Origin of the sequence: Aquibacillus salsiterrae (assembly GCF_028416595.1) — a bacterium.
GTDB lineage: Bacteria > Bacillota > Bacilli > Bacillales > Amphibacillaceae > Aquibacillus_A > Aquibacillus_A salsiterrae.
This window is the reverse complement of record NZ_JAMQKC010000002.1, coordinates 184,672-199,436: the sequence shown is the minus strand read 5'-3', so window position 1 is coordinate 199,436 and position 14,765 is coordinate 184,672. Positions and strand designations below refer to the sequence as shown.

Annotated in this window: 12 protein-coding genes; 5 read left to right on the top strand and 7 right to left on the bottom strand. The window is 39.3% G+C overall.

Going from position 1 to position 14,765, the window contains the following annotated elements; genetic code table 11:
• Window positions 1-10: 10 nt before the first annotated feature.
• Window positions 11-1,174 carry an efflux RND transporter periplasmic adaptor subunit gene (locus NC799_RS03460; RefSeq protein WP_272444948.1) on the top strand — a complete coding sequence of 388 codons (1,164 nt, stop codon included), beginning with the start codon at window positions 11-13 and terminating at the stop codon, window positions 1,172-1,174.
• On the top strand, window positions 1,171-4,251 hold the full coding sequence (locus NC799_RS03455; protein WP_272444947.1) for an efflux RND transporter permease subunit: 3,081 nt from the start codon (window positions 1,171-1,173) through the stop codon (window positions 4,249-4,251). Before NC799_RS03460 ends, NC799_RS03455 begins: the two co-directional genes overlap by 4 nt.
• 257 nt (window positions 4,252-4,508) lie before the next feature.
• Here the strand turns inward: NC799_RS03455 and NC799_RS03450 are convergent, their stop codons facing one another.
• The 4 genes from NC799_RS03450 to NC799_RS03435 are packed head-to-tail and all read right to left on the bottom strand — an operon-like array spanning window position 4,509 to window position 8,272.
• Window positions 4,509-5,357 carry a MetQ/NlpA family ABC transporter substrate-binding protein gene (locus NC799_RS03450; protein ID WP_272444946.1) on the bottom strand — a complete coding sequence of 283 codons (849 nt, stop codon included), beginning with the start codon at window positions 5,355-5,357 and terminating at the stop codon, window positions 4,509-4,511.
• A 47-nt stretch (window positions 5,358-5,404) separates the two neighbouring features.
• Window positions 5,405-6,070 carry a methionine ABC transporter permease gene (locus NC799_RS03445; protein ID WP_272444945.1) on the bottom strand — a complete coding sequence of 222 codons (666 nt, stop codon included), beginning with the start codon at window positions 6,068-6,070 and terminating at the stop codon, window positions 5,405-5,407.
• A gap of 3 nt (window positions 6,071-6,073) precedes the next feature.
• Complete coding sequence (locus NC799_RS03440; protein WP_272444944.1) at window positions 6,074-7,075, bottom strand: methionine ABC transporter ATP-binding protein; 1,002 nt, start codon at window positions 7,073-7,075, stop codon at window positions 6,074-6,076.
• A gap of 24 nt (window positions 7,076-7,099) precedes the next feature.
• Window positions 7,100-8,272 (bottom strand): pyridoxal phosphate-dependent aminotransferase, encoded by a 1,173-nt coding sequence (locus NC799_RS03435; RefSeq protein WP_272444943.1) that lies wholly within the window; start codon window positions 8,270-8,272, stop codon window positions 7,100-7,102.
• Between the two features lie 267 nt (window positions 8,273-8,539).
• Between NC799_RS03435 and NC799_RS03430 the strand changes: the two genes are divergently transcribed.
• From NC799_RS03430 to NC799_RS03420, 3 genes are all read left to right on the top strand, one after another.
• On the top strand, window positions 8,540-9,619 hold the full coding sequence (locus tag NC799_RS03430; protein ID WP_272444942.1) for an iron-containing alcohol dehydrogenase family protein: 1,080 nt from the start codon (window positions 8,540-8,542) through the stop codon (window positions 9,617-9,619).
• A 46-nt stretch (window positions 9,620-9,665) separates the two neighbouring features.
• Window positions 9,666-10,457, top strand: a complete 792-nt coding sequence (locus NC799_RS03425) for a carbon-nitrogen family hydrolase (RefSeq protein WP_272444940.1) — start codon at window positions 9,666-9,668, stop codon at window positions 10,455-10,457.
• A 93-nt stretch (window positions 10,458-10,550) separates the two neighbouring features.
• On the top strand, window positions 10,551-11,270 hold the full coding sequence (locus NC799_RS03420) for a metallophosphoesterase family protein (protein WP_272444939.1): 720 nt from the start codon (window positions 10,551-10,553) through the stop codon (window positions 11,268-11,270).
• Between the two features lie 246 nt (window positions 11,271-11,516).
• Here NC799_RS03420 and NC799_RS03415 read toward each other — a convergent pair whose 3' ends face one another.
• The 3 genes from NC799_RS03415 to desA all read right to left on the bottom strand — a co-directional run bounded on the left by NC799_RS03415 (window position 11,517) and on the right by desA (window position 14,531).
• The gene (locus tag NC799_RS03415; RefSeq protein ID WP_272444938.1) at window positions 11,517-12,113 is read right to left on the bottom strand and encodes a response regulator transcription factor; all 597 of its coding nucleotides are present in this window, start codon (window positions 12,111-12,113) and stop codon (window positions 11,517-11,519) included.
• Between the two features lie 28 nt (window positions 12,114-12,141).
• Window positions 12,142-13,254, bottom strand: a complete 1,113-nt coding sequence (locus tag NC799_RS03410; protein ID WP_272444937.1) for a sensor histidine kinase — start codon at window positions 13,252-13,254, stop codon at window positions 12,142-12,144.
• A gap of 230 nt (window positions 13,255-13,484) precedes the next feature.
• Entirely contained in the window at window positions 13,485-14,531 is a 1,047-nt protein-coding gene (desA, locus tag NC799_RS03405; RefSeq protein ID WP_272444935.1) for a Delta(5) desaturase DesA, read from the bottom strand.
• Between the last annotated feature and the right edge of the window lie 234 nt (window positions 14,532-14,765).

Genomic DNA, 14,765 nt, shown 5'->3' with positions numbered 1-14,765 from the left:
AGGAGACCATATGGTTAGAAAGAAAATAGTATATTTAACCTTTTTACTTTTATTAGTATCCGCATGTTCACAAACCGACTCAAGTGAAACAACAGAAAAGCAAGAACGAGTAACTCCTGTTCTTGTCGCGACTGTAACCGAGGGTGACTTACAAATGGAACGTGAAATAAATGGGACTGCCGTTGTAAGTTCACAAGGCCAGATTATTCCAAAAACTTCAGGTGAACTCGTTGAATTATTTGTTCAAAAAGGGGATACGGTTGAAAAGGGGCAAGCAATTGGTAAGATTAATGCAGGAAATATCCAAGCGAACGTTCGTTTACAAACCATAAGTGTAAAATCTGCAGAAAAACAACTGGAATCTGCAATCGTTAGTAGGAAACTTGCTGAACAAGGCTTAAAAAACGCTAAAGAACAGCTTGATCAGGCCCAAGCAAGTGAACAGCAAGTAAACGGAAAATCCAGTATAAAGCAAGCTGAAATTGCCGTCGACAATGCTAAATTACAACTTGAATCAGCACAAATCCAAGAGGACGCAGCACGTCTTCAAGTGGAACAAGCCCAAATTCAGTTGGACCAAACGAAGGACCAACTGGTTGATACAACAATAAAAGCAACGATTGCTGGCGAGATTACGGCGTTTAATAGCAAAGTTGGTGAACTTGTTTCCACTTCACAATCACTAGGTACGATTATTTCCCTTGACCCAATTCAAATTAATGCAAATGTTAGTGACCAGGAATTAAGCTTGTTTGAAAAAGACAAAGAAATTCAAATTTATCTCGATGCTTTAGACAAAACAGCAGATGCGAAAATCGTCTACATCTCACCTATTACTAATGAATCTGGTCTATATCAAATAGAGGCTGAACTTCCTAATGAGAATAAAGAAATAAAACCAGGGATGACGATATCCTTCCAACTTCCAACAACGATTGTTGATAAGGCAACTCTAGTACCAACTGAAGCACTTGTCGAAGAAACAGAAGGTGCCTTTATCTTTGTGATTGATGAAGAACGTGCAATGAAGAAATCAGTGACAATTGTTAAGTCACTATCTGATTTGACCGCTATTACTGGTGAAATCAAAAAAGGTGACCAAATCGTGACTAGTGGGCAAGTGACCTTAACTGATGGCAACAAAGTAACCGTTATTGAGGAGGCCGCGAAGTGAAGCTAGTAGATGTGTCCGTAAAACGGCCAGTTGGGGTAATTATGATTGTTGTTGCAATTATAGCGTTAGGTGCTATTTCCTTACGTAACTTAGCCATTGACCTGTTCCCAGAAATAGATTTACCCATTGCTGTTGTTACGACAACTTACGAAGGTGCTGCCCCCCAAGAAGTAGAACAACTAGTAAGTAAGCCAATTGAATCGGCCATTAGTACGGTTCAAGGGATTGATACTGTTCAAACACAATCACAACCAAACTCCTCCTTAGTTGTGATGATGTTTCAAAGTGGTACAGATTTAGATAATGCTTTATTAGATGTACGCGAAAAGATTGATCAAATAAAAGGGATGCTTCCAGAAGATGCCGGGGATCCCAGTGTTTTAAGGTTTGATCCACAACAGACACCCGTGATTTATACTGGACTTGTTGGAAAATCAGTCGAAGAATTGGAAGAAATTGCAGACGATTTTGTTATTCCGGTTTATGAACGCCAGGAGGGTGTCGGATCAGTCACTTTAGAAGGTGGAAAAACGAGAGAGATTCAAGTCGAAATTAACCAATCAAAATTAATCCAATACGGATTAACCCCCTCTTCTCTTGTTCAAGCGATTAACACCGCCAATCAATCGGCATCGGCGGGCGTTTTGGAAAAAGGGGATAAAGACTTACAGGTTCGAGTCGAAGGAGAATATACATCTGTAGCAGACATTAGCAATACATTGATACCCACTCGTACCGGAGCAACGTTAAAACTAGCTGATGTTGCAACAGTTGAAGATACATTTAAAGAAGTATCAAGTATTTCAAAAGTAAATGGCGAACCAGCTGTTGTCCTATCAGTTTTAAAAGAGTCTGGTGGAAATACTGTAGAAGTATCTGCTAATGTACAAAAGGCAATGAATGAAATTGAGGATACCTTGCCAGATGGTGTGGAACAAAAAGTGATTATTGATACAGCAGACTACATCAATCAATCGATTGGTTCTGTCTTATCGAACATGGTCTATGGTGGAATATTTTCAATTTTAGTCTTGTTACTATTTTTAAAGAGTTTTCGTGCGACGATTGTCATTGGTCTATCGATTCCGATTGCTGTTATCTCAACCTTCGCCCTCATGTATTTTACCGGCAACACACTAAACATGTTAACGATGGGTGGCCTAGCACTCGGGATAGGAATGATGGTTGATAATTCGATTGTTATATTAGAAAGTATTGTTAGTTACAGGCAAAAAGGTTACAGTCGCATCGAAGCTGCTAAACAGGGGGCATCAGAACTTACCCCTGCGATTATTGCTTCAACGACAACATCACTGGTTGTCTTTTTACCAATCGTTTTCGTAGAGGGGATTGCTTCCGATTTATTTACATCGTTAGCACTAACTGTGTCCTTCTCACTTGTCGCATCGTTAGTCGTTGCTATAACATTAATTCCAATGCTTTCCTCAAAGTTTTTGACAAAAGCTTTAGAAGAAAACGGACGGCGTTATTGGTTTGATCGATTGTTAAACCGTGTAATCCGAATGTATCAGAAGGCCTTACTCTCTTCACTGAAACGGCGAAAGACTACACTCGCGATAACTACTGCTTTAGTAGCTGGAAGTCTTGCGCTCATTCCGATGATTGGAACTGAATTCATTCCAGCAGGTGACCAAGGACAAATAAGTATTAGTGTAGAGACTCCCACAGGTTCCAAATTAGACGATACGGAGAATGTCACTAATCAAGTCAACAAAGAGCTAGGTGTATATTCAGATATTATTGAATCGAACTACCTTGCAATTGGCTCTAGTGGAAATGGTGCTGGCTTCGGTGGTAGTAAAAACATGGCGAATTATACGATTCAACTAATTTCTTCAGAGGATAGAACTAAAACAACCGACGAGGTGATCACTGAGTTAACAGGGGCAGTTCAAGATATCCCTGGTGCCGAAATTACAGTAAGCGCAATGGAAGCAGGATTAGGTGGCGGATCACCGATAAGTATCCAACTGACCGGGCAAGACTATGAGGTGCTAAAAGAACTTTCAGACCAAGTAGTCTATCTAATTAGTACTATTGACGGTGTCCATAATCCTGAGTCATCTACAGCAGAAGGTCGCCCTGAAATACAAGTAAATGTTGACCGGAACAACGCATCACAGTATGGACTGACCTATCAACAGGTAATGTCACAAGTTCAGATGGCGTTTAAAGGCCAAATAGCAACAAGATACAGGGAAGACGGAAATGAGATTGATGTCAATATTATTTTCCCTGAGGATAAAAGGAAAACCATTAGTGATTTAGAAAACCTGCAGATTCAAACAGAAACCGGAAGCATGATACCTCTACAAACCGTGGCGTCACTTAAACAACTGCAAGGACCTGCAACACTGACTCGTGAAAACCAACAACGTCGTGTCACTGTATCCAGTGACATTGTCGGTAGAGATTTGGGAAGTATAACAAAGGATATCCAATCAGAATTAGATACGTTAAATTTCCCAGATGGATATTCCTACTCTATCGGTGGTCAAGCACAAGATATGGCTGAATCCTTTTCAGACTTAGGTTTGGCATTAATCTTCTCCATCTTCTTAGTGTATGCAGTGATGGCTATCCAGTTTGAAAGTTTCGTTCAACCGTTTATTATTATGTTTTCCATGCCTGCAACTGCTGTTGGGATTTTTGGCGGATTATTTGTTACCGGAAAGCCATTAAGTATTACTGCGCTAATCGGGATTATTATGCTTGCTGGAATTGTCGTTAACAACGCCATCGTATTAGTAGATTACATTAATATTCTTAGGGGAAGAGGGATAGATCGTACTGAAGCTATCTTAGAAGCTGGTGCAAGTCGATTACGTCCAATATTAATGACAACACTAACAACCATTCTAGGTATGCTTCCATTGGCACTAGGTATTGGTGAAGGAACAGAAACCCAACAACCGCTAGCCATTGTGGTAATCTTTGGCTTATCGGTTTCCACGTTGTTTACCTTAATACTGATTCCAACTGCCTATTTATTTGTGGAAGATACGATTGGCAAACTAGTCCACCTATTTTCCAGAAAACGTAAAACAATTGAATGAGGAAAGTACTAGGTGCCTTCTAACACAAACAAGCATTACTTAGTACGAAGCAGAGAGAAAATCAACTTTTGGCTTTCTCTCTTCCTGTCATGTTCAAATCCTACTATTTACCCTTTGAATTCTTTCTAACAGAGCTAATTAGGCACTATATCATAAAAAGTGGCCATATCTAAAAAAACAGAAACGTCTATTAGTCTAAACGTTTCTGTTTTCACTTTATTCATCGATTTTGTTTGCCGAACTACCTAAAGTAACCTTTATCTATTTTTCATCCATTCTGGTTTTCCGAAGCCTTGGAATTGTTCATCGATTGTTTTTTCAAATTCCTCTGACTCAACTGCTGCTTTAATATCTTTTACCCATTGTTTATCTAAATCTTCTGTTCTCACAACAACACGGTTACGATAATCATCAGGCATATTTTCTAAGGCAAGGGCATCTAGTAAGTTCATACCAGCTGCAAGTGCATAGTTACCTGGTACTGCTGAAGCATCTTCTGATTCAACCATACGTGGTAATTGTGCCGCTTCGATTTCTTGAAAATCAATATTTTTGGGATTGTCTGTAACATCCTTGACAGATGCTTTTAATGGGTCAACGTCTTTACTAATGGTAATTAAGCCCTCTGTTTCTAACATAACAAGTGTTCGAGCTAGGTTTGTTGGATCGTTAGCAATTGTTATCGTTGCACCATCTTCAATATCTTCGATTGCTTCATATGTTTTAGAATATAAACCCATTGGGGCAGTTGGTACGATAATTACTTCGGATAAATCCAATCCGTTCTCTTCCGCAAATGCTTCCATATAAATTTTATGTTGGAATAGGTTTGCGTCTAAATCGCCATTTCCTAGTGATTTATTCGGTTGAACATAGTCAGTAAACTCAGTATTCTCAACTTTGTAGCCTTTGTCTTCTAAGATTGGTGCAATTGCTTTTGTTACCATGTCACTATACGGACCAACTGTTGCTCCGAATTGAATGGTTTCTTTTTCTTCTGCTTGTCCACTTTCTGAATCAGACTTTTCTTCATCGTTTCCACCACCACATCCAGCTAAAATGATGATGAACAACGCAGACAATAACAAGACTAAACTCTTTTTCATCTTTCTACACTCCTCTATTTTTGATCTGTGGCTAGTGGCAGGTACCACTACCGTTTGTTTACCGATTTGGCGATAAAGTCGCCGATATATTGAACAAGCTGAACTAAGACAATCAGAACAATAACCGTTGTAAACATAACAGTATCATCATAACGATAATAGCCATACCTGATTGCTAAGTCGCCAATCCCTCCACCACCAACGGTTCCTGCCATTGCTGAGTAACCTATTAAACTGATTGCTGTAATCGTCAATCCACTAATGAAACCTGGCTTAGCCTCAGGAAGAATTATATCCTTAATAATCATCCATGGTGATGCACCAACAGCAACAGCTGCTTCAATGACGCCACGGTCGATTTCTCTTGCAGCCGCTTCGACAATTCTAGCATAAAAAGGAATGGCAGCAACAGATAACGAAACAGACGCTGCTAATGGACCAATTGTCGTACCAAGGATAAAATCAGTGAATGGCAATAAGAAAACTAACAAAATAATAAATGGGATAGAACGGATTAAGTTAACAATCATTCCTACTACTACCTTCACTGTTTGTTTTTCTAAAAAGAGGCCGCGATCCGTAACATACAACACTATTCCTAGTGGCATGCCAACCACTAAAGCGACTAATAGCCCAATTCCAACCATTAATAGTGTTTCAAAGAACGCTTCATTTAATTCAGGTAAAAGGCTAACTATACTACTGAGATACATCGTTTAAATCACCTCCACTTGCTTTACTCTATCTTTTAAATAGGCAAGTGCCTTCTCTTGTTCAGTCTTTTCACCGACGAGCTCCATGATGAAAATCCCTAGTGGCGTTTCCTTGATATATTCAACTTTTCCGTGGAGTATATTTCCTTTTACCGAAAATTTCTGTAACATGTCCGAAACGACGGCCTCTTCTGCTAGCTCCCCGCGAAATTGTAGACGGACTAATGTTCCAGAGATCGAATCAAGAAGCTTTTGTGGTAATTCAAAGTCAAGCACAGTCTTGATAAAGTCGAGTGTTAAAGGTTCTTTTGGGTTTGAGAACATATCATAGGTCGGGCCTTCTTCCACCACTTTTCCATCCTGCATGACAGCACATCGATCACATATTTCTTTTACCACTTCCATTTCGTGCGTAATAATGACTATCGTAATCCCGAGTTCAAGATTAATCTTTTTTAATAAAGCTAAAATCGATTTAGTTGTACTAGGGTCTAGCGCAGAAGTTGCTTCATCACACAGCAACACCTTTGGATTATTCGCTAACGCACGCGCAATGCTCACTCGTTGCTTTTGTCCTCCACTTAGTTGGGTAGGATAATGGTCTGCTTTATCGGACAACCCAACTAATTCTAACAGTTCTAGTACCCGTTCTTTCCGCTTCGTTTTCTCCACTCCTGCAGCCTTTAACGCAAATGCAACATTTTCAAAAACTGTTTTTGAGGAAACGAGGTAAAAGCCTTGGAATATCATACCAATCGACTGACGTGCAACCCGGAGCTGCTTACTTTTAAGTTTTAACAAGTCTACGCCATCTACAATGACTTTACCTGAAGTTGGCCTTTCCAATATATTAATGCACCGAAGCAATGTACTTTTTCCTGCTCCGCTATACCCGACAATACCATATACTTCCCCTTTATTTATCGTTAAGGAAACATTATCGACACCTACTACTTGTCCGGACTTTGTTTCATAAATCTTTGCGACTTTTTCCAAAGTAATCAAGATCCACACCCCTTTCTTTATTGTTTAAAAGAGATTTAATTTATCAATCCTGTCAACAGCCTCAAGCAATCGTTCTTCACTATCAAGTAACCCAACGCGTAGATACCCTTCACCAGATGAACCAAACCCATTGCCTGGGGCTGTTACGACATGTGCCTTTTCCATTAACATTTCTGAAAATTGTTCTGAAGTATACCCCGGTGGTACTGGTAACCAGACAAAAAATGTTCCTTTGGACGGCGGCACTTTCCAACCAATTTTATTGAGCCCTCCAATAAAGACATCTCTCCTGCGTTGATAGGTAGCTACTAGTTCTGTAACAGATGTTTGATCTGCTAATAAAGCTTTTGCTGCGGCATGCTGGATACCACCAAATAGACTGACATATAAATGGTCTTGTAATAGTTCGATAGCTTTAATGACAGACTGATTACCTACCGCAAATCCTACACGCCAGCCTGCCATATTATACGTCTTTGACATCGTATAAAACTCAACTCCTACATCCTTTGCTCCATCTGATTGAAGAAAGCTAGTTGGCTTTTCCCCATCAAAGCCAATCGCACCGTAGGCAAAATCATGAGCAATACAAATGTTGTGTTTACGTGCAAGCTCGACTGTTTCATCAAAAAATGGCTTCGTTGCTGTTGCTGATGTTGGATTATTTGGGTAATTTAAAAACATCAGCTTCGCTTCTTGTAAAGTCGATGGATGAAGTGTTGAATAGTCTGGTAAAAAGTCATTTTCAACTAGTAATGGCATCATCGTAGCTTTAGCGTTAGCAAGCGCAATTCCAGACATATAATCAGGATACCCTGGATCTGGCACAAGCACCGTGTCCCCCGGGTTTAACAGGCACTGACTAATTTCAACGAGTCCTGTTTTCGCCCCAAACAAGATGGCAACTTCAGAATTTGGATCTAATTCAACATCATACTCACGCTTATAATACGAACAAATTGCTTCTTTCAAAAAGGGAAACCCTTGAAATGGTGAGTATTTATGATATAAAGGATCACCTGCAGCAGCGTTTAACTCTTCGACAATATGTGGTGGCGTTGGTAAATCAGGATTTCCTTGCCCTAAGTTGACTAAATCATGACCCTCGTCTTTTAACTTTTTTGCCTTAGCTACAAGACTTGCAAAAAACTGTTCTGGCAGCCTCTTTAATAGCTCCGACTGATTAAACCGTTGCACGAACAACACACTCCCATTCGTCACTAAATTCTAGTTACTTATCATAGCTATTTCATCTATTTTTGTAAAGCTGTTAACACCTACTGTCATATTTTTAATAATTTCTAACACAACCAGGGTGATACCCTAGGATGAATGGCTTTCCCAAACAACTTTTAGGCAATGGTTTTTTATACATTTTTATCTAGATGGTATATACTTAGTTTACTAACAGACTATCGAGCAATTGAGTTCTTCCGTCCTGGAAGAGTTTTTTAGGAGGACACCATGAAACAGATTCTGATAAAAGGTTCACCGAGTATTTATGAGTGCTATCCCGGTGTACTTGATACATTGGATCAAAAATTAGCAAAAAATGATTTCACAAAAGGTATGTTAATTCACGGGGACTTATCTTGGGAGGCTGCTCTTCCTTTTTTCCCTAGATTAGAAACCCCTTTAACAAAAGTCCGATACAACCGGGAATGTACTTTTCAGGAAGTGGAACGAATTAGCCAAATCGCACACGATCAAGCGACAGACTTTATCCTTGGGGTTGGCGGAGGTAAAGTAATGGATATCGCTAAGGCTTGTGGAAATGAAACAGGCCTACCTGTTATCTTAATCCCAACACTTGCATCGAATTGTGCACCTTGGACACCTCTAAGCGTATTTTACGACGAACAAGGTAACTTTCTTCATTATACCATTTTTGAACATAACACATTTATGGTACTTGTCGAACCTACGATTATTGTTAATTCTCCTGTTTCTTATTTACGAGCAGGAATAGGCGATACAATCGCGAAATGGTATGAAGCAGACATTTTAACAAGAAAACTTAATACAATGCCGATTGGGATTGAAATAGCAATGCATGCAGCTCGGTTATGTCGTGATGTTTTACTTGAGGAAGGGATCGAGGCTATTTCATCAGTCGAAAAACGCGAAGTTACTACCGCTTTTACCCGTGTGATTGAAACGATCATAATGGCCGGGGGAATGGTTGGCGGGTATGGCGACCATTACGGTAGAGTATCTGGTGCCCATTCGATTCATAATGGCCTTACAACGATACCTGAAACCCATCCTCACTTACACGGAAATAAAGTTGCTTATGGCATCTTGGTCCAGCTTGCAATAGAAAATAGACCGGAAGAAATTGAACTCCTTTTACCTTTCTATCAGCAATTAAATCTACCAATTTCCATAACAGAGCTTGGGATAACAACTAATCAAGAATGGGCCATTAGCCAAATTGCAGCAGCGGCTACGAAAGAAGGAGAATCTATCCGTCTTATGCATGTCACAGCGCCACACCAAGTGGAAGAGGCAATTAGGTTTGTAGAAGAAATAGTTACTCGCTGATTAAACTATTGTATGCAATACTATACTTGTGTTTGGAGGGGATCTTTTGGGATTAAAAGTTGCACTTTGTCAAATCGATATCGCTTTTGGCGACCCGAAAGCCAATTTTAAAAAGGTAGAAGCTTTTTTTCAACAAATAGAGAAAGATGTTGATATTGTTGTTCTACCAGAGTTGTGGACAACTGGCTATGATCTAACACGGCTTGATGAAATAGCTGACCAAGACGGGCAAGCTTCTTTTGCATATATTAGTCAACTTGCAAAAAAATATCAGGTTCATGTGGTAGCAGGCTCGATTGCAAAAAGATTATCAGATACAGATGTGACGAATACGCTATTTGTTGTCAACCGGGAAGGAAAAGTAGTTAAGGAATATAGTAAAGCACACTTGTTCCGCTTAATGGATGAAGAGAAGCATTTAATCGAAGGTAATGATAATGGCTTATTTGAGCTTGAAAATACATTAAGTGCTGGCGTCATTTGTTATGATATTCGCTTTCCTGAGTGGATTCGCACCCAAATGCTCGCAGATACAAAAGTGTTGTATGTCGTTGCTGAATGGCCAAAACCTCGAATCGATCATTGGCGAGCACTTCTGATTAGCCGAGCAATTGAAAACCAGTGTTATGTCGTTGCGTGTAACCGGGTTGGAGCTGATCCGAACAATGAATTTGGCGGACATTCGATTATAGTTGGGCCATGGGGAGAAATCATCGCAGAGGCAAATGATGAAGAGACGATTCTGTACGGAGAAATTGAACCAGATAAAGTCGATGAAGTTAGGAGTACAATCCCAATTTTCACTGATCGCAGACCAGACATTTACAAACTGTCTTAGTTCTAGGTGGGAGTTCGCTTCACGCAAATAGTTGCACCTTAGTTGGAATGCATCCCGGTCTTTAAAATAATTTGAGAAAGGAGTGTGAATGGAATGAAATATGCATTTATATCTGACATTCATGGAAACGCGAATGCATTAGATGCCGTTTTAGACGATATTAATAAACAACGTGTCGATAAGATTATTGTATTGGGTGACATTGCTTATCGTGGGCCAGAACCAAAACGGTCGATTGAATTAATTAAAAGTTTGAATACAACAGTGGTTAAAGGAAATGCCGATGAGTGGGTCGTTCGTGGTGTAAGGCAAGGAGAGGTCCCTGATCAGGCTCTAGAATTAATGAACTTGGAGAGAGAGTGGATTGTTAATCGAATCGACCAAGTTGACATCGATTTTCTTGCAGGACTACCTACAGAAGCAATCATTGAAGTAGATGGAGTAACGATGCAGGCTTTTCACGCCACACCAACAAGTCTATTTGATGTCGTTCTCCCTGACGCTACAGAGGATAAACTAGAAACAAAGCTTTTCTGTGAAAAGGATGCACACCTTTACCTATATGGCCATATACACAAAGCATACACACGGGTCGTAAACGGTAAAACAGTCGTTAACCTTGGCAGCGTCGGTCTCCCTTTTGACGGTGTAACGAAGGCATCCTATGCGATTGTTGAGGTAAGCGGTGGAACAATCAGCACTAGCCATCGCCGAGTTGCTTATGATTATAACAAAACGATTCGTCAATACGAGGACAGTCACTATCCAAATACGCAAATGATGAAAAAAATTATTGAGACTGGCAGTATTTAATTTCCTCGAAAAAATTCAGTTAGTGATTTGAGCTGATAAGCTAAAAACCAAGGAACATTAAGAAAAGCGCAGGGCGCCCTGCTAGACTAAGGCAGGCTACGAAGTGGAGCACAATTGACTACCGCTTGACCGCTGCATGCGTTCGTTCGGGCGTGTATATCGGGGTTTGTTACCGTTTGGCCGCTGGATGCGTTCGTTCGGGCGCGTATATCGTTTTTTCAGGTGACAACAGGCATCACCCGAAACTTAGAACCAACCTTTTTCTTTGAATTTCGCTATTGCTTCGATTCGGTTACTTACTTCTAGCTTATCTAAAATAATAGAGATGTAATTCCTCACTGTACCATTTGTTATATGAAGTTGCTTGGCGATTTCTTTTGTGTTTTTCCCATCAGCCATTAGTTTTATTACCTGCTCCTCACGTTCAGTTAATGGGTTTGATTCATGATAAGCCATATCAATTAATTCAGGCGCATACACCTTACGTCCGTCCATAATAACACGAATAGAACTAGCTAATTCTTCACTTGGGCTATCCTTTAGCAAGTAACCAGCAACTCCTGCTTTTCTTGCTCGTTCAAAATATCCAGCTCTTGCAAACGTAGTAAGGATAATGATCCGACAGGGATGATCCTTTAGCTCTTCGGCAACATCTAGTCCAGTCTTGAGTGGCATTTCAATATCCATGATACAAATATCTGGTTGATGCTTATGTACAAGCTGCAACGCCTCTTCCCCATTGTTCGCCTGGCCAACTACTTCCATGTCCTCTTCTAGCTCCAATAAAGAACCTAATGCACCAAGTAATAAGCGTTGATCTTCTGCTATTACGATTCTTATCACATCTTTCCCCCCTCAAACCGCCTACTCCCTATTTTATAACATTTGGTACTTGAATAGTGAGTATTGTTCCTTCATCTGACGAATCAAACTTCAAATTTCCATTAACAAAATCAATTCGTTCTTGCATCCCCTCTAACCCGTGACCGTCTGACTTCTTTTTTCTTTCAACACCAACCCCATTATCACGGACTTCGATAATCACTTCTTTTGGGTTTTGTTCAATATGAACATAACAATCATTTGCTTCACTATGTTTGACAATATTTGTGACAGCTTCCTTTAAACACATACTAAGCACATGTTCGACAAACAAAGGTGTTTGGTTAAGCTCAACAGTACCTGACAGATGAAGGTTTATTTGGGCGGCTTTTAGAATTTCTTTTACGTGAATAATTTCTTCTTTTATCCGAGTACCGCGCATATCTGACACCATTTCCCGAACTTCCTTTAACGCCATGCGCGCTGTTGCTTGAATATCAGCTAGCTCACTCTTTGCAGCGGTCGGCTTTGCTACCATTAGTTTAGTTGCTAAATCGCTCTTCAAGCCAATCAGTGATAGCTTTTGACCAAGTGTGTCATGTAAGTCACGTGCAATCCGTTGTCTTTCTGCTAAAACCATAAGCTCGGAAATTTGTTCATTCGCATCCTGTAACTGGTGTTCTAATTGATCCTGTTTGATTCGATTAAACATAGTGAAAGGTAATAAAATAACGCCTATTAAACAAATAACAATAAAAGGGATTTGCGAGAAATATATATCTAGGTGCATAAAAAAGCCAATGATTATTGCAGTGATAGTTGTTATAAGATGAATAATGTATAATGTTATAAAGCCAGCTTTATTATGAATATTTCCAATAAAAAATGCTAAAAACAGTGAAAAATAAATATACCCAAATAACCAAGTCATTGCAAGGCTAATACCAATGTCAATACTAACCCATAAATAGACTGGCCAACCTTTAGATAAAAATGACAGCCGGTACGAAGTAAAAAATAGAATTGTCATCAAGATTCCAATGATAATTTCCGTTTTAGAAGAAGATCTGAAAATAAAATAAAATGGCAGGATACAAAATATTAACCATATGTAAAAGCTAAGACCAGTATTTTTCGGAAAAATGTGAAACCAATTCTGCATAAAGTTCCCCTTACTTTACAAGATACTTCCTTTTCATCTTACACCATCCAAAAGGTTAGAACAACAGGAACAAAAGCGCTATCGCGCCTTGCTGACCCCGAGGGGCTAGGCGCTGGAGCTAGACAATAAGAAAAGCGCAAGTCGCCGCCTTCCACATCAAGCAGCCTATATAATTTCCTAGACAATTAAAAAGGCTCGGGATATCGTTTCCGAGCCTTAAAAAATGCTATTTATTCGTCTTGAAAGCTTGGCTTCCTGCTATTTAAATACAAGCTAGGTTTCGCCATCCATCGCTTTGCTTCTTTAAATGTAATAAATTGTTTATTCTTTTCATCATACAACCGAAACCGGACTGATTCTAAACTAGTCTTAAGCGTAATCGTTGTTGCATGCTGTAGTGGTGGAGTTGATTCATGTGCTTTTTCCAAGTTATAATTTGGAACTCTTGGTGCCAAATGGTGCACATGGTGAAATCCGATATTTCCTGTAATCCATTGTAACAATTTCGGCAATTTATAATAGGAGCTACCGTCTACAGCTGCTTTTACATAGTCCCACTCATCTTCGTTTTCAAAATAGGTATCTTCAAATTGGTGCTGAACATAAAACAACCAAATTCCAAGTGCTCCCGATACAAACAAGATTGGTAATTGAACAATCAGGAAGTTTTGTAAGCCAATTGTTAAAATTAAGGCAGTGTAAATAAGAACAATCGATACGTTAATAATGTACGTATTGAGGCGTTCCTTTCGCTTTGCACCTTTACGGTTAAACCGGTTATTTACTATAAATAAAAAAATTGGTCCAAACCCAAACATAACCAATGGATTACGATACAAACGGTACTGAAGTCTTGTCCATACTGATGCCTTCAGGTATTCATCCACCGTCATAATCCATATGTCACCTTCCCCACGTTTATCCAAGTTCCCACTTGTTGCATGGTGGATAGAGTGACTTCTTTTCCATTTTTCATAGGCGAAATGGGTAATAATCCCAGTTAGTGTTCCAAGAATTCGATTTGCTTTTTTATTTTCAAAAAATGATAAATGGGCACAATCATGAAAAATAATAAAGATGCGCACAACGAATGCTGCGGCAATGACGGAACATACGATACTTAACCAAACAGATACCTCGATACTCTGATAGGCCAAAAACCACATAAAGAAAAAAGGTGGTATTGTGTTTATTAGTTGTCGGATACTCGATTTTTTATTCGACGTTTCATAAGGTTTCACGTTTTTTCTAAGTTGAGATTGTTTCTGTCTACTCATAAACAGCCTCCTCGTAATTGAATAACTTAATATTAATTTTTTTTAGTGTTTCATTAAAGACATATTTGTCAGGATTTCAATATGACATTTGTCATGTTGCTTCGTAATAGCTGAAAAAAGCACGGATAAACAATACCGCGATAATTATGGCATACCTTTTATATTGTCCCTTAATCTATATTTACCCAAAATAGTGCAATCATATTGACAAATTCGCTAAATATATATATCATT